The organism is Burkholderia sp. Bp8991, from assembly GCF_003853795.1.
In the GTDB taxonomy this organism is placed as follows: Bacteria; Pseudomonadota; Gammaproteobacteria; order Burkholderiales; family Burkholderiaceae; genus Burkholderia.
This window is the reverse complement of sequence record NZ_QTQJ01000007.1, coordinates 117,702-140,113: the sequence shown is the minus strand read 5'-3', so window position 1 is coordinate 140,113 and position 22,412 is coordinate 117,702. Positions and strand designations below refer to the sequence as shown.

Below are 22,412 nucleotides of genomic sequence, written 5' to 3'. Positions count from 1 at the left end.
GCACCGCCGCCCCGGTCAAATCCGCAGAAAAAGGGGAGTGTCATCACTCCCGCAAATGATGGTCGTGGCGCGCACGGCCGTACCCGCGAACGCCGGTGCCCGTCACCGCTCGATCTGCCGGTTCCAGCGCGTGTCCCACTGCGCGCGGCGGGCGTTGATCGCCGTCCAGTCGACCACCGTCAACTTGCGCACCAGATCGTCGACGTTGCCAAGGCTTTGCTGCATCGCAGCGGGCATCTTCGCGAGGCGATTGGTCGGGATCTGCTTGCCGGCTTCGGCCGCCTTCGTCTGCGCGGGTGCGGACAGCAGGAACTGCGCGAGCTTCTGGGCCAGTTGCGGATCCGGGTTGTTCGCGACCACGCACAGGTCGACGAGCAGCAGCACCGGGCCTTCCTTCGGGTTCGCATACGCGACCGGAATGCCCTTGTCCTGCAGGTCGCCGACGCCGGTCGGCGTCAGCGGGAACAGGCCGGCCTCGCCGGTCTGCACCATCTCGGAGATCTTCGCCGAGTTCGGGATGTACTCGACGACGTTCGGCCCGACCGTGCTCGCCCACTTGCTGAAGCCGGGCTCGACGTTCTGTTCGCTGCCGCCGAGCAGCCGGTTGATCGCGAGAAATCCGTGCAGCCCGAACGTGCTGCTCGACGTGGACTGGAACACGACCTTGCCCTTGTATTTCGGGTCGGCGAAATCCATCCACGACGTCGGCGGCGCCCAGCCTTTCTCCGCGAACAGTTTCTTGTTGTACGCGATGCCGGTCATGCCGAGCTGCACGCCCGCGCCGACGTCGTCCTTCATTCGCGCGAACGGATAAAGCTCCTTCAGTACCGGCGAGTCGTCGAGCTTCTGGCATACACCGAGGCTGACCGCGCGCGCCATCACGCCGTCGTCGAGGAACGCGACGTGGATTTGCGGTTTGTTGCGGTTCGCGAGCAGCTTCGCGAGCACGTCGGACGAGGTGCCGGGCACGACGATGACCCTCACGTTGTTCGCCTTCTCGAAGTCGGGCAGCACCTGGCTCGTATAGGCCTTTTCCATCGGGCCGCCGTTCATGCCGACGTAGATCGTCTTGGTTTGCGCGAACGCCGGCGCGCCGGCGCCTGCGAGGCAGAGGGCGGCAGCCGCCGCGATCGTTCCGAGCAGTTTCATCGTTGGGTCTCCTCTTGACGGAAAGGGGCGGTCGGCGCGGCTTGGGGGAAGAAGCGGCCGATCGAGAATGCATCGAGTGGCGTGGCGGTTTCGCCGATTGTGACGAGCTCGGCGAGCACTTCGCCGACGCCCGGCGCGAGCAGGAAGCCACCGCCGGAAAAGCCGAACGCATGCAGCAGGTTCGGCGTGGTACGGCTCGCGCCGATGATCGGGTTGTGGTCGGGCGTGCAGCCTTCAACGCCGCTCCACGTGCGGATCAGCAGCGCGTCGCGCAATGCGGGCAGCAGCGCGCACGCATCGCGCATCACCGCGCGCGTCGTGTCGACCGACGGCTGGCCGAACTCGCCGTCGCCGCGGCCGCGCCCGCCGCCGATCACGCAGTTGCCGCGCGCGACCTGCCGGGCGTACACGCCGCCGCCGTACACGCCGAGGTTGTGCGTGATGAACGGCGGCAGCGGTTCGGTCACCCACATGTTCGGGTAGATCGGCTCCATCGGCACGGCTTCGCCGAAGCGCTCGGCGATCGTGTTCGCCCATGCGCCGGCCGAGTTGATCAGCCACGTCGAACTGAACGCACGGCCGCCCGCAACGACATGAAAACGCGTGCCGTCGTGCCGGGCGTCGTCGACCGGCGTGTGCTCGAACACGTCGGCGCCCGCTGCGCGGGCCGCGCGCGCGAACGCGGGCGACACGACACGCGGGTTCGCGTGCCCGTCGGTCGCGCACAGCGAGCCGCCGACCGCGGCGCGGCCGAGCCACGGGTAGCGGCGGCGGAACGCGTCGCCGCGCATCACCTGCAACGGCAAGCCGTGCTCGCCGGCAAGCGTCGCGTAGGCATCGAGCGCATCGAGATCGGCGTCGCTGCGCGCGAGCCGCAAATGACCCGACACGACGAATTCGCCGTCGATGCCGATCAGCTCGGGCAGGCGATCCCAGATGCGCCGCGCGCGCAGCGCGAGCGGCAGTTGTTCGGCGGGGCGGCCCTGGCAGCGCACGCCGCCGTAGTTCACGCCGCTTGCCTGCGCGCCGCAGTCGCGGCGCTCGAACAGCGCGACGCGCAAGCCGTGCCGCGTGAGCGCCAGTGCAGCCGAAGCGCCGACGAGCCCGCCGCCGACGATCGCGACGTCGTAGTGACGGCGTTCACTCATCGCGTGCCTCGTCGGGAATCGCCGCGACATCGTCGCCCACGAGTGCGGCGGAGATCGGGAACGGCTTCACCGGCGGTTGCGCGCGCAACCGGCCGACGTCCGCGAGCGCGCGGCCGGTTTCCGCGGCGAGCACGAGTGCGGTCGCGTCGCCGCACATGCGGCCCTGGCAGCGGCCCATCCCGGCGCGTGTCAGCGCCTTCAGCCGGTTCAGCTCGGTCGCTTCGCCACCGCGGATGCAGCGTCGCAGCGTACCCGCGTCGATTTCCTCGCAGCGGCACACGATCGTGTCGTCCGGGCAGCGCGCGGCGAGTGCGGCGGGCGGCGCGAACGCCGCTTCGAGGCCGGCACGGAACGCGCCGAGCCGGGCGAGCGTGCGATCGAGCGTCGCTACATCGGGCTTGCCGGCCAGCGACGGCGACGACGACGGCATCGCGATACCCGCATCCCCGAGCAGCGCGAGCGCCGCGCGTCGCCCGGACGCCTCGGCCGCGTCAGCGCCTGCGATGCCGGCACCGTCGCCCGCCACGTAGATGCCGCGCACCGATGTGCGGCCGGCCGCATCGCGTTCGGGCAGCCATGCGCGGTTGAGCGGATCGAAACGGAACCGGCAGCCGGCGAGATCCGCGAGCTGGGTCTCGGAACGCAGCCCGAAGCCGAGGCCGAGCGCATCGCAGTCGAACATCCGCGGCGGCGCGTCGCCGCCGGCCGCGCGCCATGCGAGGCCCGTTACGTGCCGCTCGCCGAGCACGCGCTCGAGCGTGACGCCGGTTTCGATCGCGACGCCGTGCGCGCGCAGCCAGCCGATGTAGTACAGCCCCTTCGCGAATGTGGACGGCATGCGCAGCAGGGCGGGCGTCGCGGCAGCCTGCCGGCTCAGCGGGCTCGTGTCGAGCACGGCCGCGACCTGCGCGCCGGCCTTCGCGTATTGATAGGCGACGAGATACAGCAACGGCCCCGTGCCCGCGAACACGATGCGGCTGCCGATCGCGCACCCCTGCGCCTTCAGCGCGACTTGCGCGCCGCCGAGCGTATAGACGCCCGCGAGCGTCCACCCGGGTACCGGCAGCATGCGATCGGTCGCGCCGCTCGCGACGATCAGGTGCGAGAACGGCACGGTCGTTTCGCGGCCGTCCTGCAGCGTGTCGACGCGGCCCGCGCCGCACGCCCAGGCGAGCGTGTTCGGCCGATAGTCGACGTGCGGCAGCAACGCGGCCATGGTGCGGTGCACGGCATCGGCCTTCGCGGCCTCGAAGCCGTACAGCGCGCGCTTGCCGCGCGCGAACGCGCCGTCGGCCGGCGGCTGGCGATAGATCTGCCCGCCCCAGCGCGCGTTCTCGTCGATCACGACGGGGCGCAGCCCCCCGTCGACCAGCGCCTCGGCCGCGCGCACGCCGGCCGGCCCCGCGCCGACGATCACCGGTCGCAGTGCGTCGCTCATGATGCGTCTCCGGCCGTGGCGGGCTGCGCGCCAGTGAGAATCCGCATGCCATCGGCGATCGGCGTCGAGCAGGCGCGCACGCGGGCGCCGGCCTCGGTGCGGACCCAGCAGTCCTGGCACGCGCCGACCAGGCAGAAGCCCGCGCGCGGCTTGCCGCTGAATTCGCTCACGCGCACGCGGCGCTGCGCGACGAGGATCGCGGTGAGCACGGTGTCGCCGGCGAGCGCGTGCGCGGGGCGGCCGTCGAGCGTGAACGCGACGGCGGCGCGCTCGCGTTCGGCGACGCGCACGAATTGCGCGCCGTCGTCCGCGTTGTCGGTGGAGCGGGAAACGAAGGTCGTCATCAGTGTTGGCCGATCAGGATGCGGTTCAGGCCGTACACGCGATCGAGCAGCAGCATCGCGCCGGCGGTGATGAAGATGACCAGAGCCGATACCGACGCCATCATCGGATCGATCGATTCGGTCGCATACATGTACATGCGCACCGGCAGCGTGACCGTCTGCGGCGACGTGACGAAGATCGACATCGTCAGCTCGTCGAAGCTGTTGATGAACGCGAGCAGCCAGCCGCCGGTGATGCCAGGCAGGATCATCGGCAGCGTGATGCGGCGGAACGTCGTCCACGGGGCAGCGCCGAGCGAGCACGCGGCCTGCTCGATGCTGCGGTCGAGGCCCGCGACGGACGCGAGCACGAGCCGCATCACGAACGGCGTGATGACGATCATGTGCGCGAGCACCAGCCATGCGAACGAGCCGGTCGCGCCGATCAGCGCGAAGAAGCGCAGCAGCGCGATGCCGAGCACGAGGCCGGGAATCACGAGCGGCGACAGCAACAGGCCGTTCAGGAACGCGCGGCCGGGAAAGGTCGCGCGGCCGATCGCGAGCCCGGCGGGCAACGCGATGGCGAGCGACAGCGTCGCCGACGCGAATGCGAGCTTCACGCTGTTGGCGAACGCGGTGACGAAGTCCGGATAGTCGAGGATCGCGCGGAACCAGCGCAGCGACAACCCGTGCGTCGGCAGCGTCAGCGTTTCGTCGGGCGTGAACGCGACCAGCACGACGATCGCGAGCGGCGCGAGCACGAACAGGATCACGAGCGTATGGAACGCCAGCGCAATGGGGCCGTTCTTTCTCATCGGGAAGCGCCTCCGAGGCTGCGCGCGTAGCGGCGTTCGAGCACGCGGTAGTAGGTGAGCATCACGACGAGGTTCGCGACCAGCAACAGCACCGCGATCGTCGCGCCGAGCGGCCAGTTCAGCGAGCCGAGGAATTCGTCGTAGACGGCGGTCGCCGCGACCTTCAGGCGGCGTCCGCCGAGCAGGCCGGGAATCGCGAACGCGCTCGCCGACAGCCCGAACACCATCAGGCTGCCCGACAGCACGCCCGGCATCAGCTGCGGCACGACGATGCGGCGCAGCGTCGTGAACGGCGACGCGCCGAGCGACAGCGCCGCGTGCTCGGTCTGCGGATCGAGCCGCTGCAGTGCCGTCCAGACGGGAATCACCATGAACGGCAGCATCACGTGGACGAGCGCGATCACGATCGCGAACGTCGTGTATTCCAGCTTGTACGGCCCGAGGCCGACGAGCCCGAGTGCCTGGTTCACGAGCCCGCTCGTGTTCAGCAGCATGCTCCAGCCGAACGCGCGCACGACGACCGACACGAGCAGCGGAGCAAGGATGACGAGCAGGAACAGCGAGCGCCACGGATCGCGCATCTTCGACAGCACGTACGCTTCGGGTGTGCCGATCGCGACGCAGATCGCGGTGGTCAGCGCGGCGATGCCGAACGTGCGTGCGAAGATCGTGTGGAAGTACGACGAGCCGAGCACCTCCGCGTAGTTGCCGAGCTGGAAGGCGGCGATCGGACCTGTGGCCGGGTCGTAACGGTAGAACGTGAGCGCGAATGTCATCGCGAGCGGCACGAGCACGAGCGCCGCGAACAGTGCGAACGCGGGCGCGCACATCAGCCACAGCGGCGCGTGCGCACGCCACGTCGCGCGCAGCGCAACGCTGCCGGTGCGAAGCGGAACGGCGTCGGCCGCGTTGGCCGCCGCGGTCGCGGCCGCGCCCGATGGCGCGAGCCCGGTCGGCGCGCCGTCGGTCGAAAGCGGACGGGTAGGCTGTCGCATTCAGGCCTCCCGGCGCATCACGCGCACCGCGTCGCTGTGCCAGTCGACGCCGACCGGCGCGCCTTCCGCGAGCGGCTCCGCGCCTTCGTTCTGGCAGCACACGAGCACTTCGCCGAGCGCGCTGTCGACGCGGTACAGCCACTGGCTGCCGAGGAAGAAGCGGCTCGTGACGGTCGCGGCGAAGCGGCCCGCGCCGGGTGCGCACAGTCGTAGCTTCTCGGGACGGATGCACACCGACACGGCATCGCCGATGCGCACGTCGCGCTCGCGCGCCGGCAGGTGCACGGTGCGGCCGGTCTCCGCGAGATCGTGGCCGAGATCGATGCGGATCGCGTCGCCGTCGTGCGCGACGATCGTGCCGGGCAGCAGGTTCGCCTTGCCGATGAACTGCGACACGAAGTGGTTCTCCGGGCGTTCGTACGCGCGGTACGGCGTGTCCGTCTGCGTGATGCGGCCGGCTTCCATCACGACCACGCGATCGCTGATCGACAGCGCTTCCGATTGATCGTGCGTGACCATGATCGTCGTCGTGCCGATCTTGCGCTGGATCGCGCGCAGTTCGAACTGCATCTCTTCGCGCAGCTTCGCGTCGAGGTTCGACATCGGCTCGTCGAGCAGCAGCACCGGCGGCTCGATCACCACGGCGCGCGCGATCGCGACGCGCTGCCGCTGCCCGCCGGACAATTCACGCGGAAAGCGGTGCGCGAGCGCATCGAGGCGCACGAGCGCGAGCGCCGCGCGGATGCGCTCGGCGCGCTCCGCCTTGTCGACGCCGCGCATGTCGAGCCCGAAGCCGACGTTCTCCGCGACGCTCATGTGCGGAAACAGCGCATAGCTCTGGAACACGATGCCGAGCCCGCGGCGGTTCGGCTTCATGTGCGTGATGTCCTGCCCGTCGAGCGCGATGCGGCCGCGGGTGACGTCGACGAAGCCGGCGATCATCTGCAGCGTCGTGGTCTTGCCGCAGCCCGACGGCCCGAGCAGCGACACGAATTCGCCTTGTTCGACCGACAGGTTGACGTCGGCGACGGCGGTGAGCGCGCCGAACGATTTCGTCAGATCCGTAAGCGTGAGAAACGACATGGAGCACTCCGGGTTCGCACACCGCATGGCCGGTGCGTCATTGACGCGGACTCTAGCCAGCCATATTTCGGAGCGTCAATTTGGAATTCTGCTCAACGAGATGAATTTCAGAAAAATTCCAGTGAACGGAATGCTTTGCCGAGTCGCCGGCAAATCGTTCCGTTGAATGAAGGGCGGGCAGGTGGTGAAAGACGCGCGTCAATCCCGTGCACACCCGGATGCCGCGCGCATTTTGGCGACACGACAATGGCAGCTGATGTATTCCGTTCAATGAAATCATCGAGGAGAATCCGCATGCAGGAACCGCATTCGCCCGGAACGTCGCGTGCCGTACGCATGCCGGCCGCGGACGAGGACGCCGCCGTCGATGCGGCCGGCGCGCCGGGCACCGGCATGCTGCAGCGTGCGTTCGCGATCCTGCGCGCGCTGGCCGGCATGCAGCAGGACGGCGTGCGCGTCACGCACCTCGCGAAGGCCGTTGGCCTCACGCAGGGCACCGCGCACCGGATCCTGCAATCGCTGATCGCCGAAGGGATGGTCGAGCAGGACGAACAGTCGAAGCTGTACCGGCTGAGCGTCGACTTCTTCGCGCTCGCCGCGCTGGCCGGCAACCCGAGCAGCATGCGCACGCTGTGCCGGCCTGCGCTGCTGCGGCTGTGCGCAAGCCTCGGCGAGACGATCTTCCTGCTCGTGAAGAGCGGCTTCGACGCAGTGTGTCTCGATCTGTGCGAAGGCCCGTTCCCGATCCGTTCGTTCACCGGGGACATCGGCGGGCGCATTGCGCTCGGCGTCGGGCAGGGCAGCCTCGCGATCCTCGCGTTCCTGCCGGAAGCCGAGCGCGAGGAAGTGATCCGCTTCAACGTGCCGCGCATTCGCGGTTACGGCGTGCTCGACGAGGTCTACCTGCGCACCGAGATCGAGCGCGTGCGCGAGCTCGGCTACGCGGGCCGCAACAGCGGCGTGCTCGACGGGATGGCCGGCGTCGCGGTGCCGATCCTCGATCGCACCGGCTACCCGGTCGGCGCGCTGAGCGTTGGCACGCTGGCGTCGCGGCTCGGCGACGACCGGATGCCGATGGTCGTCGAACTGCTCCGGCGCCAGGCCGATGCGATCGGCCCGCGCACGAATCCGTTCGACGCCGCATTGCGGCGGCCGATGCACGGTCTATCCGGGAAAACCGCATAGGCGCGTCGCGCGTCACCGTTTCGTCAGCTTGCTTACGCGAGCCATTCATGACTGAGCAGAATGCGTCGCGTCCGGCGGGCTTCCATGCTTTCTATCTGCTTGCAGGCGCGCGCATTCGCCGCCCGTTTCCCCTTCATCCGTCTCCATTCGATTTTCAACTGCCGGCCAGTTGAACATTTCATTTCTTGATGCGACTGCGGCTGGATACCATCCAGCCACTGTCTATACAAGCCGACCGGCGCGTATGGCCAGCATCAACAAAACACAACATCGACAAGACGGTTTGGAGAGGAGATGACGGAGATGGTGCGAACGATGAGCAGGAAGACGGGCGTCGCGTGCATGAGCGCAGCCATGGCGATGATGGTCGCCGGCGCCGCGCACGCGCAGTCGACGGTGACGCTGTACGGGATCGTCGACGCCGGCGTGACCTACACGAACAATTCGAAGGGCCATGCGCTGTGGCAGTTCACGGGCGGCAACGAATCGGGCCCGCGCTGGGGCTTGATCGGCAGCGAGGATCTCGGCGGCGGCCTGAAGGCGAACTTCCGGCTCGAGAACGGCTTCAACGTCGCGAACGGCGCGCTCGGGCAGGGCGGCCGGATGTTCGGCCGCTCCGCGTGGGTCGGCCTGAGCGGCGCGAACTGGGGCGCGGTGACGCTCGGCCGCCAGTACAACTCGACGCAGGACATTCTCGGCTCGCTGCAGATGAGCAGCTTCCTCGCGCAGTACTCGACGCACCCGTTCGACAACGACGACATCAACAATAGTTTCCGCACCAACAACGCGGTCAAGTACGTGTCGCCGACGATCGCGGGCCTGCAGGCGAACCTGATGTACGGGTTCTCGAATTCGACGGGCTTCTCGAACGACAACTCGTGGAGCGCCGGCGTCACCTATACGCACGGGCCGCTCAATGCAGGCGCCGCCTATACGCGCGTGAACCATCCGGCGGCCAGCGCGACGGGCGCCGTTGCGTCGGACAACTACTACCCGGGCTCGGCGTCGGTGTTCGGCGCCGGCCTGTCGAGCGCGGTGCGCCAGCAGATCTGGGGCGCGGGCGGCAATTACACGATCGGCGCGGCGACGCTCGGGCTGCTGTACACGGGCTCGAACTTTGGCCAGGCGACGGGCGGCGCGCTGCGCTTCAACAACTACGAAGGCAGCGTGCGCTACCTGATCACGCCCGCGCTGATGGCCGCGGCCGGCTACACCTATACGAAGGTCGCGCGCGGCGCCGACGACGGTCACTACCAGCAGGTGTCGGCCGGCCTGCAGTACCTGTTGTCGAAGCGCACCGACGTGTACGTGAACGGCTTCTACCAGAAGGCGTCGTCGGGCGTGGGCCACGCGTGGATCGACGGGACCGACGGGCCGTCGTCGACGACGTCTCAGGTGGCGGTGGTGGTCGGCATCCGCCAGAAGTTCTGATGCGCTGACGCGTTCGCGCGTCTTCCGGAGGAGACATAGATGAAATTCAGACTGTTGCTGGCGGCGCTGCCGTTCGTCGGGATGTACACCGGCGGCTCGATCGCCGAGGTGCGGCCGCTGCTGTTCGGCCTGCCTTTCCTGCTCGTGTGGAACCTGATCTGGATGGCGGCGACCGCCGCGATCCTCGCGATCCTGTTCCACCTCGACGAGCGCGATGCGGCCCGCGACGGCCGCACGGGAGACGCGCGATGAACGCCTCGATCATCATCATCGCGGCGTTCGCCGTGTTCGCGCTCGCGATCGGCGTGATGGCGCGGCGCGGCCGCAAGCTCACGCTCGAGCAGTGGGCGGTCGGCGGGCGCGGCTTCGGCTCGCTGCTCACATTTCTGCTGATGGCGGGCGAGGCGTTCTCGACGTTCTCGTTCCTCGGCGCGAGCGGCTGGACCTACAGCAAGGGCGTGCCCGCGTTCTACATCCTGTCGTACGGCTGCCTCGCGTTCGTGATCGGCTACTGGATGCTGCCCGCGGTGTGGCGCTACGCGAAGGCGCGCGGGCTCGTGTCGTTCGCCGACTACTTCGCGTCGAAGTACGACAGCCGCGCGATCGGCGTGCTGGTGTCGGTCGTGGCCGTGTTCGCGATGGTGTCGCTGCTGATGATCCAGCTGCGCGGCCTCGGCGTGATCGTGTCCGAGATGTCGTACGGGCTGATTCCGCAAGCGGCCGCGATCTGGATCGCCGCGACGCTGATGGCCGTGTACATGGTCGTGTCGGGCATCCACGGCTCGGCGAGCATCGCGATCTTCAAGGACGTGCTGATCCTCGCGATCGCGATCTTCCTCGGCCTGTACCTGCCGATGCACTACTACGGCGGCCTCGGCGAGATGTTCGCGAAGATCGACGCCGCGCATCCCGAACTGCTGCGCATGCCCGAGCACGGCTTCAACCTGAGCTGGTACAACTCGACGATCCTGCTCACGTCGCTCGGCTATTACCTGTACCCGCACGGCTTCACCGCGATCTACGTCGCGAAGGACGAACGCGCGCTGCGCCGCAACGTGATCCTGATGCCGCTGTACCAGGTGCTGATCGCGTTCCTGTTCCTCGTCGGCTTCGCGGCCGTGATGACGGTGCACGGGCTCGAAGGCGCGCAGACCGATCTCGCGCTGCTGCGTCTCGTGAAGCAGACGTTCCCCGCGTGGTTCGTCGGCATCGTCGGCGGCACGGGCCTGCTGACCGCGCTGGTGCCGGGCTCGCTGATCATGCTGAACGCCTCGACGACGATCGCGCGCAACATCTACCGCGAAGGCTTCGCGCCGAACGCGACCGACCGCGAGGTGACGCGTGTCGCGCGGATCGCGCTGCCGATCTTCACGCTGGTGGTCGTCTACTTCGTGCTGCGCGGCGGCGCGACCTTCGTCACGCTCGCGATCTTCTCGTCGAGCCTGCTCACGCAACTCGTGCCGATGCTCGCGTCGAGCTTCCTGAAGCGGCCGTTCGGCACGCGGGAAGGCGCGTTCGCGGGGATCGTCGCCGGTGCGATCGTGATCGCGCTGACGAACTACTACGGCGTGACGCTCGCGTCGCTGTTCCCCGGCGCATCGAGCACGCTGACGTCGATCAACCCCGGGCTCGTCGCACTCGCGGTGAACGCGGTGGTGTTCATCGCGATCAGCGCGGCGCAGCGCAAGCTGAAGGCGCGCGTGGCCGCGCCGGCCCGCTCCGCGTGACGACCCGATCGGCGTGCCGCCGCCGAACCGCCGGGCGACTGCCCGGCGGTTTTTCCGTGCGGCGGCGCCCGGCCCCTTCTAACTACAACAGGACACCGAAACGATGACGACCGAGAACAAGGCCGACGACCGGCGCGAAGCGATCGACACCCTGATCGCGAATGGCTGCGTGATCACGATGGACCCGCAGCGGCGCGTGATCGAGAACGGCGCGGTTGCCGTGAGGGGCGACCGCATCGTCGCCGTCGGCGACACCGCCGAATTGCAGGCGCGCTTCCGTGCCGCGCGCACGATCGACGCACGCCGCAAGGCCGTGCTGCCGGGCCTGATCGATGCGCATGCGCACGCGGGCCACGCGATGCTGCGCACGATCGGCGGCGCGGACGGCGATGCGTGGTCGGCCGCGGCCGAGACGATCTATACGCGCGCGTCGGACGAGGCGTTCTGGGAAACCGAATCGCATCTCGCGGCGCTCGAACGGCTGAAGGCCGGCGTGACGACGGGCGTGTCGCTGCTCGGCGGCGGCAACTCGATCATGCGCGTCGACGATCCCGTCTACGCGCGGCGTCATTGCGATGCCGTGGTGCGCACCGGCACGCGCTCGATCGTGGCCGTCGGCCCGTCGCGCCCGCCCGCGCCGCGTGCATACACGCGCCACACGCCGGACGGCGGCGAGACGCGCGACATCGATTTCGACACGATGTACGACGTGTGCGAACGCATCGTCGACGAATGCCACGGCGACTCCGACGGGCGGATCCGGATCGCGATCACGCTGCCGGTGTACGGGCCCGAGCACGACCCGGAACTCGCGCAGTACGAGCGGGATTTCCGCGATCAGGCTGCACGCTACGGCGCGCTAGCGCGCGAGCGCGGCCTGACGTTCACGCAGGACGGACACCGCGCCGGCACGCTCGCGTTCGCGCATCGCGAGCTCGGGCTGCTCGGCCCGACGTCGTTCATGTCGCACAGCATCGACCTGACCGACGCCGATATCGCCGCGTGCGTGGAAACCGGCACCGCGATCGTCCACAACCCGAGCGCGATCATGTCGATCATCGGCCGCTGCCCGGTGCCCGAGCTGATCGATGCGGGCGTGACGGTCGCGATCGCGTCGGACGGCGCGGCGCCCGATCGCGGCTACGACATGTTCCGTCACATGTGGCAGTGCATGCACTACCATCGCCGCCATTTCCGCGACCCCGACGTGCTGCCGCACGGGAAGGTGCTGGAGATGGTGACGATCGACGCGGCGAAGGCGCTGTCGCTCGATCACGAGATCGGCTCGCTCGAAGCCGGCAAGCTCGCCGACCTCATCCTCGTCGACCTGTTCCGCCCGCACATGATGCCGATGAACATGCCGGTGTATCGCGTCACGTGTTTCGCGAACGCGGCCGACGTGTGCATGACGATGGTCGGTGGCCGCGTGCTGATGGAGGATCGGCGCGTGCTGTCGGTCGACGAGAACGCGATTCTCGAGCGCGTGATGGAAGTCGCGGAGACGATGATCGAGCGCAGCGGGTTGCGTCGCCTGCTCGACGAACCGAAGACGCTGTGGGGGCGCAGCCGCTACTGAACGATGCCGCGCGGGCAGGCATTTGCGCGGTGCGATGTCGGCAAAGCCGGTCCTTTCGGGGCCGGCTTTTTTTCTGGTTTCGCCGCCGACGGACATGCTAGGATTTCTCTCAAACAACTTCGGAGACAGCTATGCCGTTCATCTGCGAAAACGTTGAATGTCGTGCCGTGCTGGCGCGCGGGCAGGTCAAGTCTCGCCAGGATGATGCGGGATGGTGCTTCTACTGCCCGGACTGCAAGGCCAGGAACGAGTTGATGGCGATCGGCACGGCCGGCGGCTCCGTCGAACTGGTTCAGCCGGAGCGAGCGAGCCCGCCGCACAAGGTCGTCGCGACGGCCCGGCCACTGGACGACGGCAGATACGCCGCGCAGTTGCGCGTTCAGCGGGCGCTGGCGGTGAGGGGAACCTACGCGGCCGAAGAGCACTGGGATCAGCTCGGCGTATTCCCCGATGCGCAGGAGGCTGTCGAGCATGCGAAGTCGTTCGCAACCGACCTGCTGGAGCGGGCGGTCTAGTCACACACGGCACACCGCACACCGGCGATCCACCTGTTTCCCGTCACGACACCGGGCTGCGGCCCGGGTGGCGTGACGGGCCGGCCAGCCCGCCACGGGCCGGGCCGTTACATCACGCCGCCGCCGCTTCTCGCAGACGGAATTGCGCGACGGCATCGCTGAGCCGCGCGCCCTGATCCTCGAGCGACAACGCCGCGGCGGCCGCTTCCTCGACCAGCGCGGCATTGCGCTGCATCGTCTGCTCCATCTGGATGACCGCGGCATTCACCTGCTCGATGCCGGCGGACTGCTCGTCGAAGGCGATGCTCGTTTCGCCCATGATCGTGTTCACGCGCTCGACCGCGACGACGAGCTCGGTCATCGCCGAACCGGCGAGTGCGACGAGACCGCTGCCGTCTTCGACGCGCTGCGCGGAATTGCCGATGAGTTCGCGAATCTCCTTCGCCGCCGATGCGCAGCGCTGCGCGAGCCCGCGCACTTCGGTCGCGACGACGGCGAAGCCGCGCCCCTGTTCGCCCGCGCGCGCCGCTTCGACGGCGGCGTTCAACGCGAGGATGTTGGTCTGGAATGCGATGCTTTCGATCACGCCGACGATGCCGGAAATCCGCGCGGAGCTGTGCGAGATCGCCGACATCGTCTCGACGACGCGCTGCATCGCGTCTCCGCCCTTTGCCGCGATGCCGGCCGCACCCTCGGCGTAAGTGCGCGCATCGCGTGCGTTGTCCGCGTTCTGGCGTACGGTTGCCGTCAGCTGCTCCACGCTCGCCGCGGCTTGCTGCAGCGAGACGGACTGCTGCTCGGTGCGCGCGGACAGGTCGACGTTGCCGCTCGCGATCGTGCGCACGTCGCCGACGATCGTCTCGGTGCTCGTGCGCACCTGGCTCACGGTTTCGACGAGGCCGTCCTGCATGCGCTTCAATGCATTCAACAGATACGCCATTTCGTTTTCGCCCGGAATGACGACCGCGCCGGTCAGGTCGCCTTTCGAGATCCTGTCGAAATGCGCGACGGCGAGATGGATCGGCGCGATGATCGCCTTCGCGAGCACGCGCTGCGCCAGGAAGCCGACGACCAGCGCGAAGGCGGCGACCGCCGCCATGGCCCACACGATCCGGTGGAAGCGTTCGCCGGCTGCGTCGTAGCGCGCCTTCTGGCGCGCGACCTGGAACGATTCGAGCGCATCGATCGCTTCCTGGTAGGCGGTGAAGAGTGCCGGCGGCGCGGTGCGGTGCGTGTCGAGGAAGTCGAAGGCGTTGTCGTGGTCGAGTTGCGACATCGCTTTCAGGAAAACCTGATCGAGCAACATGCGACGGCGCTGCTGCAGCGTATCGAACAAGGCCTGCTCGTCGGCGTCGCGCGCATGCAACCGCGAGTACGCGTCCAGTTCGTCGTCGCTCTGCTTGAGGAGCGTGTGGAGCTGCGCGATTTCCGCCTTCGCGGGCTGGCCGGCGCTGATGATCTGCGCGACGTCGCTGACGCGTTCGCGCAGCACGAGCATGCGCTCCGAGCTGGTTTTCAGGTGCAGCAGCGACGCGGTGTCGTCGCGGTACATCGCTTCGAGCGAGCCGTTGCCGGCGTAGAGCGCGGCGATGCACGCGCCGACGACCAGGACGAGCAGCGCCGTATAGCCGGCGACGGTCGCGACGAGGCCGCCGCGGATGGTGAGTTTTCGCATGACGTTCCCTTGCCGGCGGCCCGACGGGCGGCCGACGGCGGATGTGGATTCCGGATCACGAACGACGACGGGCGCCGCGTTGAAAGACGGGGCGCCGGGACTGCGAACGGGTTAACGGCGGGCCGGGCGCGGAGGTTTTATCTGCACGCGACGCGAATCTGGATGATTGCGACAGCGGGGGACGGAGGGAGGATGCGCGCGCGTGAAGCGCGCCGCGCCGATCGTCGAGGCCACGTCGCATGCGCCGCTCGGGATGCACGCGAATTGTCCGTGGCCCCGGCCATGTCCGTCAGTTGTAGATATCGAACGAGAAATACTTCTTCGCGATCCGCTGATACGTGCCGTCCTGGATCAGGCTGGCGAGCGCCTCGTTGATCTGCATGCGCAGCGCGTCGTCGTCCTTGCGCACGCCGATCGCGGAACCGACGCCGAGCGTCTTCGGATCATGCAGCGGCGGCCCCGCGAACGCGAAGTTCGCGCCCTTCGCGGTCTTCAGGAAGCCGAGATCGGCCTGTACCGATGATTGCAGCGACGCGTCGAGACGACCGGCAATCAAATCCTGATAGACGAGGTCCTGCGTCTGGTACGTGCGCACGATCACGCCCTTCGGTTCCCAGTACGTGCGCGCATAGGTCTCCTGCGTCGACCCCTGTTCGACGCCGACGCTCTTGCCGGCCAGCGACTCGGCCGTCGGCTGCAGGTTCGCGCCGCGTCGCGCGACGAGGCGCGGCGGCACGTTGTTGATCTTGTCGGTGAACGCGATCTGCGCGAGGCGCTTCTCGGTCACGCTCATCGACGACAGCACGCCGTCGAACTTGCGCGCCTTCAGCGCCGGGATCATCCCGTCGAACGCGTTCTCGACCCACACGCATCGCACCTTCATGCGTTCGCAGATCGCGTTGCCGAGATCGATGTCGAAGCCGACGAGCGCGCCGTCGGGTGCGAGCGATTCGAACGGCGCGTAGCTGGGATCGACGCCGAGGCGCAGGACGGCCGGGTCTTTCGCGGCGGCGGCGGCGGCCGTCAGCGCGAGCGCGACGGCGATGACGAGCTTTTTCATGATTGTCTCCTTACCGATTGATGTCGTTCTGGGGTGAAGCGAAGGTGCGGCCGATGGGCGTGACGGCCCGCGCCCGGCCATGCGCGGGCGGCTGGACGAGCGCCGCAAGCGGCCGGCGATCGTCCGGATCAGGGAAGCCGGTGCTGCGGTGTCAGCGCGCCGCGCCGGTGACGCGCGCCATGCTGCGCCGGTAGCCGGCGGGCGAGAACGTGGCGTTCAGCGCGGCCATCGACGCGATCACGCCGAGATGCATCCACCACGCGATCGCGAAGCCGCCGCCGGCGTCGCGCAGCCAGCCGATCAACCACGGGCTCGCGGCGACGGTCAGGAAGCCGACGCCTTGCACGAACGCGGCGAGCGCACCCGCGAGCCGCGCATCGGGCAGGTGGTCGAGCGTGACGATCAGGCTCATCGAGAAGAAGCCGCCGAGCCCGATGCCGACGCTCGCGACCCACACCCACGGCGCGAGCGCGGGCATCGTCGCGAAGCCGGCGAAGCCGGCCGTCTGCAGCGCGAGCGTGAGCCACAGCACCGGGCGGCGATCATGCGAACGTTTTGCGAACATCGGCATCGCGAGCGCGCCGGCCGCCTGGAACAGCGCCATCCACGCGAGCAGGTTGCCGCTCGCCTGCGGGTTCATGCCGACGCTGCGATAAAACGCGGGCAGCCACGCGACGAGGCTCGCATAGCCGCTGTTGCTGAAGCCGAAGAACAGCGCGAGTTGCCATGCGCGCGGAACGCGTACGAACGCGGCGACGGGCGCCGATGCCGCCGCCGCATGCAGCGCGTCGCGCGGCGCCTTCGCGCGCCACAGCGCGAGCGTGACGAGCGCGGGCACGGCCCACACGGCGAGCGACAGATGCCAGCCGCCGCGCGCGGCGAGCCACGGACTCGCGACCGCGCCGAACGCACCGCCGCCGACCAGCGCGGCCGAATAGAGGCCCATCGCGAGCGGCAGCCGGTCGACGAACCAGCGCTTGGCGAGGCCCGGCACGAGCGACTGCACCACGGCGACGCCCGCACCCGCGACGATTGCCGTGACGGCCAGTCCGGTGCTGCCGTCGCTCCACAGGCGCGCGGTACAACCCGCGGCGATCAACGCCAGCGCGGCGAGCAGCGCGCGTTGCTCGCCGAAGCGCCGCGCGAGCCCGACGCCGAGGCCGGCGACGACACCCATCAGCACGAACGGCAGCGTGGTCAGCAGCGCCGCCGCGCGGAAACCGAGGCCCGTGTCGGCACGCACGAGGTCGAGCACGGGGCCGAACGCGGTCAGGAACGGACGCAGGTTGAGCCCGGCCAGCACCAGCAGCGCGAGCGCGCCATAGGACACGGAAGCCGCGTGCGGGCGGGAAACGGCTTGCGCGGTGCCGGGGTCGGTCATCGGAATGCTCCAGAGGGGGCCGGTGGCCCTGTGATGCGATGCCGAAAGGGTAAAGGCGCGCTCGTCCAGGTGAAAATTAAATATTCGACTGGCAATCAGTGCGGTTTGCGATGGCGCGGCGCCGCGTGACGGGGCCGGATGGGCGAGGGCACCGCAGCGGGCGGTGCGGCGCGGGCGCACGGGCTGCGCGGCGGATTGGGGGGCGGTGCCGGGTGTGACTCTGGCTGCGACTCCGGGTGCGATTCCGAGGGCGGCTCCAGGCGCACATTCGATGCGCAGCTAGGCGCCCGGCGCGTGCGGTTCGCGGGCCTGTTCACGCGCGGCGACGAGCGCCCGGATGCGCGCACGATCGGCCGGCGTCGCAGGCGTGAAGATCACGAGGCTCAGGTCCGGACGGCCGGTCACCGAGAACGCCGAATATTCGAGCGCGATCCGCCCGGCCTGCGGATGCCGGATCTCCTTCGTTCCTTCGTCATGCGAATGGATGTCGTGGTCGCGCCACATCGCGTCGAACTCGGCGCTCGTCGCGCGCATCTCGTCGACGAACGCCTGCACGGACTGCGTCGCACCGCCGCGTGCGATGTCGGCGCGAAACGCCCCCACCGCGAAGCGCGCGACGCGTTCCCAGTTCGGCTGCGCGTCGCGCACCCCGGCGTCGACGAAGATCAGCCGCAGGACGTTGCGTGCGGGCGGCGGCAGCGTCGCGTAGTCGGTCAATGTCGCGGCGGCCGCGTCGTTCCACGCGACGACGTCCCACGTCGCCGTGCGCACGATCGCGGGGCTGGCGTCGAGCGAATCGAGCACGTGCTGCAGGCGCGGCGTGACGTCGCTGCTCGCGCGATAGCGCACTTCGGGCAGACGGCCGAGGCCGATCAGGAACAGATGCTCGCGTTCGGCGTCGTTGAGCAGCAGCGCGCGGGCGAGCCGGTCGAGCACGTCGGCCGACGGCGCGCCGCCGCGCCCCTGTTCGAGCCACGTGTACCACGCGGCGCTCACGTGCGCGCGCTGGGCGACTTCCTCGCGGCGCAGGCCGGGCGTGCGGCGGCGCGCGACGGGCAGCCCGAGCGCGGCCGGATCGAGTTTCTCGCGGCGGTCCCGAAGGTATGCGCCGAGCAGGTTGTCGGGTGCGTCAGCCATAGCCTGTTAGTTCGTTTACCGGTAAACCGTCACGTCTTCACCGCACGCGACGGCGGACAGATAGTAAGCCTCTCATTCATCCGGAGGTGTTGAACATGCGTGTCTTTGTTACGGGAGCGTCGGGTTTCGTCGGCGCCGCGGTCGTCGCCGAACTCACGGCCGCCGGGCATGCGGTGCTCGGTCTCGCGCGTTCCGACGCGGCTGCCGCCGCGGTCGCGGCCGCGGGCGCCGACGTCCATCGCGGGTCGCTCGAGGATCTCGACAGCCTGACGCGCGGCGCCGAGGCCGCCGATGCGGTGATCCATACGGGATTCAATCACGACTTCTCGCGCTTCGCGGAAAACTGCGAACTCGATCGCCGCGCGATCGAGACGATCGGTGCGGTGCTCGCGGGGTCGGCACGGCCGCTGGTCGTCACGTCGGGCCTCGCGCTCGTCGCGCCGGGGCGCGCGGCGACCGAGGACGATCCGCACGTGCCGGTGTCGGCGGCCTATCCGCGTGCGTCCGAAGCCACCGCGGCGGCGCTGGCGGCGCGCGGCGTGTGCACGTCGGTCGTGCGCCTGCCGCCGTCCGTGCACGGCGACGGCGATCACGGCTTCGTGCCGCGCCTGATCGCGTTCGCGAGGGAGAAGGGCGCCTCGGCATATCTCGGCGACGGCGGCAACCGCTGGCCGGCCGTGCACCGGATCGATGCGGCGCGCGTGTACCGGCTCGCGGTCGAGCGTGGCGCGGCCGGTGCGCGCTATCACGCGGTCGACGATACGGGCGTGCCGTTGCGCGAGATCGCGGCCGTGATCGGCCGCCGGCTGAACGTGCCGGTCGTGTCGAAATCGGGCGCGCAGGCCGGCGAACACTTCGGCTGGTTCGCGACGTTCGCGGGGATGGATGCGCCCGCAACGAGCGAACGCACCCGGGCATGGCTCGACTGGGCGCCGATGCAGCCCGGGTTGCTGGCCGACATCGACCGGCCGCGGTACTTCGAGACCTGACGCGCGCATGCGCGGGGGCAGCGTATGCGCGCGCCCCCGTCGCGCTTCATTCGACCGGATGCAGATCCTGCAGCAAGGTCGGCACGAGCTCCGACACGGTCGGGTGGATGTGCATCGCGCGGCTGATCGTCGTGTACGGCGCGCCGGCGGCCATCACGTCGAGCATGCCATGCACGACCTCGTCGCCGGTCACGCCGAGGATCGACGCGCCGAGAATCGCATGGCTGTCCGCGTCGACGATCACCTTCATGTAACCCAGGCTCTCGCCTTTTTCCACCGCACGGCCGACGCGCGTCATCGGCCGCGTGCCGACCAGCAGCCGGCGGCCGGTCTGCTTCGCTTCCGCGAGCGTCATGCCGATGCGGGCGAGCGGCGGATCGATGTACATCGCGTACGCATTGATGCGGTCGGACACCTTGCGCGGATCGTTGTCGAGCAGGTTGGCCGCGACGATCTCGTAGTCGTTGTACGCGGTGTGCGTGAACGCGCCGCGCCCGTTGCAGTCGCCGAGCGCCCAGATGCCGGGCACGCTGGTGCGCAGCTGGTCGTCGACCGTGATGTAGCCGCGCGCGTCGGTCGCGACGCCGGCCCGCTCGAGCCCGAGATCGTCGGTGTTCGGCACGCGGCCGACCGCGAGCAGCAGGTGCGAGCCCGCGACCTCGCGGCGCCCGCCGGTGCAGTCGAGACCGACCGCGACGCCGTCGCCGTCGCGCCGTGCGCTCAGGCAGTTCGCGTCGAGTTGCACGTCGATGCCTTCGTTCTCGAGAATCTCGCGCACGGCCTGCGACACGTCCTCGTCCTCGCGATGGATCAGGCGCGCGCCTTTCTCGACGATCGTGACCTTCGAGCCGAAGCGGCGGTACATCTGGCCGAATTCGAGCCCGACGTAGCTGCCGCCGATGATCACGAGATGCTCCGGCAGGAAGTCGACGTCCATCATCGTCGAGTTGGTCAGATAGGGCACCGAGTCGAGGCCCGGCATCGCCGGGATCTGCGCGCGTCCGCCGACGTTGATGAAGATGCGTTCGGCCTCGAGCACGTCGTCGCCCACGCGCACCGCATCGGGCCGCTCGAATCGGGCATGACCCTGAAACACCGTCGTGTGGTCGAGCCCGCGCACCCATTGCTCGACGCCGTGGTTCGAGCGGCCGGAGATCCGGTCCTTGCGCGCCTTCACGGCCTTCATGTCGACGCTGACGGGCCCGGCCGACACGCCGTACTCCTGCGCGCGCCGCGCGAGTTGCGCCGCATACGCGCTTGCGATCAGCGTCTTGGTCGGGATGCAGCCGGTGTTCACGCAGGTGCCGCCGAAGCGGCCGCGTTCGACGATCGCGACTTTCATGCCGGCGCCGGCGAGCCGCGCGGCGAGCGGCGGCCCGGCCTGGCCCGTGCCGATGACGATCGCATCGAAGTGTTGCGTCATGACGTCCTCCTGCGCTGGTTCAACGTGGGAAGGGACCACGCGCAAGCCGCATGCCGCGCCGGCGCGCGCCCGAACGGCGACGAGCGCCTATGGTAGACCGGTTGGCGGGGGGAGGCGAGTCGTACGGATGCGGGCGACGCGGAACATTGTTCATGACGGCCGGCAGGCTTCATGGCCGGCGGCAACGCGGCTGCGCGCCAGTTGAGGATTGCGCTGCGCGGGTCCTTCAGTCCTTGCGCCGCCATTGGCCGAACGACACCGGCCGGTGCGCGTCGGCGCGCGTGACGGTGACTTCGTCGGGCTTGTCGTCGAGCGGAAACGATTCGGTGTAGATCTCGCTGGAGAACAGCCAGCCGCGGGTGCGCGGGTCGTAGCGGAACGTCACGTAGTCGCTCCAGTGTTGCCCGCAGGCGACGAAGTTCTGCACGGTGAAATAGCGGCCTTTCACCGCGAGGCCGCTGTCGGCGGCGTCTTCGGGATCGAACGGATCGCACTGGCCGCCTTCGTTCGCGCGCAGGACGACGTGGTCGTTGCGCGCGGCGAGCCGGTATGCGCGGTCCTGCTGCTCCTCGAAGATCAGCAGCGGGCGCGGCGACGGCTGCGCGCGCGTATCGGCTTCGCGATGCACGACGACGAGCAAGCTGCGCCGTCCGTTGCCGAGGTCGGGCCCTTCCTGCGCGACGAGCGGCCGGTAGCCGGACGGCAATTGCGTCGCGACCGAGTGCGGCAGGCCGCCGGCGCGTGCGCCGGACGACAGCGCGGCGGCGAGCAGCGCGAGCAGGGCGCAGCGGGCGGCGGCGCCCATCACAGATCCCGCCCGAGGAACTCGGTGCCCGGCACCGGATTGAACGCGACCGGCGGCGCGGGCGTGAAGCCGAGCGAACCATACAGTTGCCTTGCGGCGACGAACTCGGGCAGCACGTCGAGGCACATCCGCGCATAGCCGGCCGCCTTCGCGTCGCGCAGCAGCCGTTCGACGAGCTGGCGGCCGGCGTTCAGCCCGCGCGCGTCGGGACGCACGTATACGCGCTTCATCTCGCACGTCGTCGCGTCGATTTCGCGAAACGCCGCGCAGCCGACCACGCGCTCGCCGTGCCACGCGAGCAGCAGTTGCCCGCGCGGCGCCGCGTATTTGCCCGGCAGCGCGGCGAGCTCCGGCTCGTAGTCCTGGAACGCGAGGCTGACGGTGGGGCTGGCGATGTATTCGCGGAAGATCGCTTCGACGACGGCGGCATCGTCGGGATAGCGGGCGGCGCGGATCTCGATCATGGGGCGGGGCGCGAGGGCGGGAACGGCAGCCAGCATAGCAGCGCGCGGGCGCTTTCGGCGGGCGGCGAAGCGTGCCAGAATCGTCGGCTTCAG

22 protein-coding genes are annotated in these 22,412 nt (G+C 69.2%); 8 read left to right on the top strand and 14 right to left on the bottom strand.

Going from position 1 to position 22,412, the window contains the following annotated elements; genetic code table 11:
* Nucleotides 1–102: 102 nt before the first annotated feature.
* From DIE02_RS10445 to DIE02_RS10415, 7 genes are read right to left on the bottom strand one after another with little or no spacing between them, the layout of a single operon-like run.
* Complete coding sequence (locus tag DIE02_RS10445) at nucleotides 103–1,149, bottom strand: ABC transporter substrate-binding protein (protein WP_124487655.1); 1,047 nt, start codon at nucleotides 1,147–1,149, stop codon at nucleotides 103–105.
* The gene (locus tag DIE02_RS10440; protein ID WP_044845349.1) at nucleotides 1,146–2,297 is read right to left on the bottom strand and encodes an FAD-binding oxidoreductase; all 1,152 of its coding nucleotides are present in this window, start codon (nucleotides 2,295–2,297) and stop codon (nucleotides 1,146–1,148) included. Before DIE02_RS10440 ends, DIE02_RS10445 begins: the two co-directional genes overlap by 4 nt.
* On the bottom strand, nucleotides 2,290–3,735 hold the full coding sequence (locus DIE02_RS10435) for an NAD(P)/FAD-dependent oxidoreductase (RefSeq protein WP_124487654.1): 1,446 nt from the start codon (nucleotides 3,733–3,735) through the stop codon (nucleotides 2,290–2,292). The genes DIE02_RS10440 and DIE02_RS10435 overlap by 8 nt, the downstream gene beginning before the upstream one ends.
* Nucleotides 3,732–4,079, bottom strand: a complete 348-nt coding sequence (locus DIE02_RS10430; protein WP_124487653.1) for a (2Fe-2S)-binding protein — start codon at nucleotides 4,077–4,079, stop codon at nucleotides 3,732–3,734. The genes DIE02_RS10435 and DIE02_RS10430 overlap by 4 nt, the downstream gene beginning before the upstream one ends.
* Entirely contained in the window at nucleotides 4,079–4,873 is a 795-nt protein-coding gene (locus DIE02_RS10425; RefSeq protein ID WP_124487652.1) for an ABC transporter permease, read from the bottom strand. Before DIE02_RS10425 ends, DIE02_RS10430 begins: the two co-directional genes overlap by 1 nt.
* The gene (locus DIE02_RS10420; protein ID WP_124487651.1) at nucleotides 4,870–5,868 is read right to left on the bottom strand and encodes an ABC transporter permease; all 999 of its coding nucleotides are present in this window, start codon (nucleotides 5,866–5,868) and stop codon (nucleotides 4,870–4,872) included. The genes DIE02_RS10425 and DIE02_RS10420 overlap by 4 nt, the downstream gene beginning before the upstream one ends.
* On the bottom strand, nucleotides 5,869–6,951 hold the full coding sequence (locus tag DIE02_RS10415) for an ABC transporter ATP-binding protein (RefSeq protein WP_044845344.1): 1,083 nt from the start codon (nucleotides 6,949–6,951) through the stop codon (nucleotides 5,869–5,871).
* A gap of 294 nt (nucleotides 6,952–7,245) precedes the next feature.
* Here DIE02_RS10415 and DIE02_RS10405 point away from each other — a divergent pair, with 294 nt between their 5' ends.
* The 7 genes from DIE02_RS10405 to DIE02_RS10380 all read left to right on the top strand — a co-directional run bounded on the left by DIE02_RS10405 (nucleotide 7,246) and on the right by DIE02_RS10380 (nucleotide 13,385).
* On the top strand, nucleotides 7,246–8,136 hold the full coding sequence (locus tag DIE02_RS10405; protein ID WP_044845343.1) for an IclR family transcriptional regulator: 891 nt from the start codon (nucleotides 7,246–7,248) through the stop codon (nucleotides 8,134–8,136).
* Nucleotides 8,137–8,183: 47 nt separating this feature from the next.
* Nucleotides 8,184–8,309: a hypothetical protein gene (locus tag DIE02_RS35950; protein ID WP_260441493.1), complete on the top strand. Its 126-nt coding sequence runs from the start codon at nucleotides 8,184–8,186 to the stop codon at nucleotides 8,307–8,309.
* 169 nt (nucleotides 8,310–8,478) lie between these two features.
* Entirely contained in the window at nucleotides 8,479–9,567 is a 1,089-nt protein-coding gene (locus DIE02_RS10400; RefSeq protein WP_409364362.1) for a porin, read from the top strand.
* A 39-nt stretch (nucleotides 9,568–9,606) separates the two neighbouring features.
* Nucleotides 9,607–9,819, top strand: a complete 213-nt coding sequence (locus DIE02_RS10395; protein WP_124528938.1) for a DUF3311 domain-containing protein — start codon at nucleotides 9,607–9,609, stop codon at nucleotides 9,817–9,819.
* On the top strand, nucleotides 9,816–11,294 hold the full coding sequence (locus tag DIE02_RS10390; RefSeq protein ID WP_044845341.1) for a sodium:solute symporter: 1,479 nt from the start codon (nucleotides 9,816–9,818) through the stop codon (nucleotides 11,292–11,294). The genes DIE02_RS10395 and DIE02_RS10390 overlap by 4 nt, the downstream gene beginning before the upstream one ends.
* A 103-nt stretch (nucleotides 11,295–11,397) precedes the next feature.
* Nucleotides 11,398–12,870, top strand: a complete 1,473-nt coding sequence (locus tag DIE02_RS10385) for an amidohydrolase family protein (protein WP_124528936.1) — start codon at nucleotides 11,398–11,400, stop codon at nucleotides 12,868–12,870.
* Between the two features lie 131 nt (nucleotides 12,871–13,001).
* Entirely contained in the window at nucleotides 13,002–13,385 is a 384-nt protein-coding gene (locus tag DIE02_RS10380) for a hypothetical protein (protein WP_124528934.1), read from the top strand.
* A 112-nt stretch (nucleotides 13,386–13,497) separates the two neighbouring features.
* On the opposite strand, the gene DIE02_RS10375 is transcribed toward DIE02_RS10380, so the two are convergent.
* The 4 genes from DIE02_RS10375 to DIE02_RS10360 form a co-directional block, all read right to left on the bottom strand.
* Entirely contained in the window at nucleotides 13,498–15,060 is a 1,563-nt protein-coding gene (locus DIE02_RS10375; RefSeq protein WP_124528932.1) for a methyl-accepting chemotaxis protein, read from the bottom strand.
* Between the two features lie 289 nt (nucleotides 15,061–15,349).
* Complete coding sequence (locus tag DIE02_RS10370; protein ID WP_124528930.1) at nucleotides 15,350–16,120, bottom strand: ABC transporter substrate-binding protein; 771 nt, start codon at nucleotides 16,118–16,120, stop codon at nucleotides 15,350–15,352.
* Nucleotides 16,121–16,271: 151 nt separating this feature from the next.
* Nucleotides 16,272–17,501: a cyanate transporter gene (locus DIE02_RS10365; protein WP_124528928.1), complete on the bottom strand. Its 1,230-nt coding sequence runs from the start codon at nucleotides 17,499–17,501 to the stop codon at nucleotides 16,272–16,274.
* Nucleotides 17,502–17,780: 279 nt separating this feature from the next.
* Entirely contained in the window at nucleotides 17,781–18,638 is an 858-nt protein-coding gene (locus DIE02_RS10360) for a helix-turn-helix transcriptional regulator (RefSeq protein ID WP_124528926.1), read from the bottom strand.
* Between the two features lie 95 nt (nucleotides 18,639–18,733).
* On the opposite strand from DIE02_RS10360, the gene DIE02_RS10355 reads away from it, so the two are divergent.
* On the top strand, nucleotides 18,734–19,627 hold the full coding sequence (locus DIE02_RS10355) for an SDR family oxidoreductase (RefSeq protein ID WP_124528924.1): 894 nt from the start codon (nucleotides 18,734–18,736) through the stop codon (nucleotides 19,625–19,627).
* A 46-nt stretch (nucleotides 19,628–19,673) separates the two neighbouring features.
* Here the strand turns inward: DIE02_RS10355 and DIE02_RS10350 are convergent, their stop codons facing one another.
* From DIE02_RS10350 to DIE02_RS10340, 3 genes are all read right to left on the bottom strand, one after another.
* The gene (locus tag DIE02_RS10350; RefSeq protein WP_124528922.1) at nucleotides 19,674–21,050 is read right to left on the bottom strand and encodes an FAD-containing oxidoreductase; all 1,377 of its coding nucleotides are present in this window, start codon (nucleotides 21,048–21,050) and stop codon (nucleotides 19,674–19,676) included.
* Between the two features lie 226 nt (nucleotides 21,051–21,276).
* Nucleotides 21,277–21,855: a hypothetical protein gene (locus DIE02_RS10345; protein ID WP_124528920.1), complete on the bottom strand. Its 579-nt coding sequence runs from the start codon at nucleotides 21,853–21,855 to the stop codon at nucleotides 21,277–21,279.
* Nucleotides 21,855–22,319, bottom strand: a complete 465-nt coding sequence (locus DIE02_RS10340) for a GNAT family N-acetyltransferase (protein WP_124528918.1) — start codon at nucleotides 22,317–22,319, stop codon at nucleotides 21,855–21,857. The genes DIE02_RS10345 and DIE02_RS10340 overlap by 1 nt, the downstream gene beginning before the upstream one ends.
* Between the last annotated feature and the right edge of the window lie 93 nt (nucleotides 22,320–22,412).

What these genes read in the sequence shown, in the direction of transcription:
- DIE02_RS10380 (WP_124528934.1), top strand. Translation starts at nt 13,002, where the DNA reads ATGCCGTTCATCTGCGAAAACGTTGAATGTCGTGCCGTGCTGGCGCGC.
- DIE02_RS10400 (WP_409364362.1), top strand. Translation starts at nt 8,479, where the DNA reads ATGAGCGCAGCCATGGCGATGATGGTCGCCGGCGCCGCGCACGCGCAG.
- DIE02_RS10365 (WP_124528928.1), bottom strand. Translation starts at nt 17,501, where the DNA reads ATGACCGACCCCGGCACCGCGCAAGCCGTTTCCCGCCCGCACGCGGCT.
- DIE02_RS10425 (WP_124487652.1), bottom strand. Translation starts at nt 4,873, where the DNA reads ATGAGAAAGAACGGCCCCATTGCGCTGGCGTTCCATACGCTCGTGATC.
- DIE02_RS10405 (WP_044845343.1), top strand. Translation starts at nt 7,246, where the DNA reads ATGCAGGAACCGCATTCGCCCGGAACGTCGCGTGCCGTACGCATGCCG.
- DIE02_RS10435 (WP_124487654.1), bottom strand. Translation starts at nt 3,735, where the DNA reads ATGAGCGACGCACTGCGACCGGTGATCGTCGGCGCGGGGCCGGCCGGC.
- DIE02_RS10370 (WP_124528930.1), bottom strand. Translation starts at nt 16,120, where the DNA reads ATGAAAAAGCTCGTCATCGCCGTCGCGCTCGCGCTGACGGCCGCCGCC.
- DIE02_RS10440 (WP_044845349.1), bottom strand. Translation starts at nt 2,297, where the DNA reads ATGAGTGAACGCCGTCACTACGACGTCGCGATCGTCGGCGGCGGGCTC.
- DIE02_RS10385 (WP_124528936.1), top strand. Translation starts at nt 11,398, where the DNA reads ATGACGACCGAGAACAAGGCCGACGACCGGCGCGAAGCGATCGACACC.
- DIE02_RS10430 (WP_124487653.1), bottom strand. Translation starts at nt 4,079, where the DNA reads ATGACGACCTTCGTTTCCCGCTCCACCGACAACGCGGACGACGGCGCG.
- DIE02_RS10340 (WP_124528918.1), bottom strand. Translation starts at nt 22,319, where the DNA reads ATGATCGAGATCCGCGCCGCCCGCTATCCCGACGATGCCGCCGTCGTC.
- DIE02_RS35950 (WP_260441493.1), top strand. Translation starts at nt 8,184, where the DNA reads ATGACTGAGCAGAATGCGTCGCGTCCGGCGGGCTTCCATGCTTTCTAT.
- DIE02_RS10390 (WP_044845341.1), top strand. Translation starts at nt 9,816, where the DNA reads ATGAACGCCTCGATCATCATCATCGCGGCGTTCGCCGTGTTCGCGCTC.
- DIE02_RS10360 (WP_124528926.1), bottom strand. Translation starts at nt 18,638, where the DNA reads ATGGCTGACGCACCCGACAACCTGCTCGGCGCATACCTTCGGGACCGC.
- DIE02_RS10415 (WP_044845344.1), bottom strand. Translation starts at nt 6,951, where the DNA reads ATGTCGTTTCTCACGCTTACGGATCTGACGAAATCGTTCGGCGCGCTC.
- DIE02_RS10355 (WP_124528924.1), top strand. Translation starts at nt 18,734, where the DNA reads ATGCGTGTCTTTGTTACGGGAGCGTCGGGTTTCGTCGGCGCCGCGGTC.
- DIE02_RS10345 (WP_124528920.1), bottom strand. Translation starts at nt 21,855, where the DNA reads ATGGGCGCCGCCGCCCGCTGCGCCCTGCTCGCGCTGCTCGCCGCCGCG.
- DIE02_RS10350 (WP_124528922.1), bottom strand. Translation starts at nt 21,050, where the DNA reads ATGACGCAACACTTCGATGCGATCGTCATCGGCACGGGCCAGGCCGGG.
- DIE02_RS10445 (WP_124487655.1), bottom strand. Translation starts at nt 1,149, where the DNA reads ATGAAACTGCTCGGAACGATCGCGGCGGCTGCCGCCCTCTGCCTCGCA.
- DIE02_RS10395 (WP_124528938.1), top strand. Translation starts at nt 9,607, where the DNA reads ATGAAATTCAGACTGTTGCTGGCGGCGCTGCCGTTCGTCGGGATGTAC.
- DIE02_RS10420 (WP_124487651.1), bottom strand. Translation starts at nt 5,868, where the DNA reads ATGCGACAGCCTACCCGTCCGCTTTCGACCGACGGCGCGCCGACCGGG.
- DIE02_RS10375 (WP_124528932.1), bottom strand. Translation starts at nt 15,060, where the DNA reads ATGCGAAAACTCACCATCCGCGGCGGCCTCGTCGCGACCGTCGCCGGC.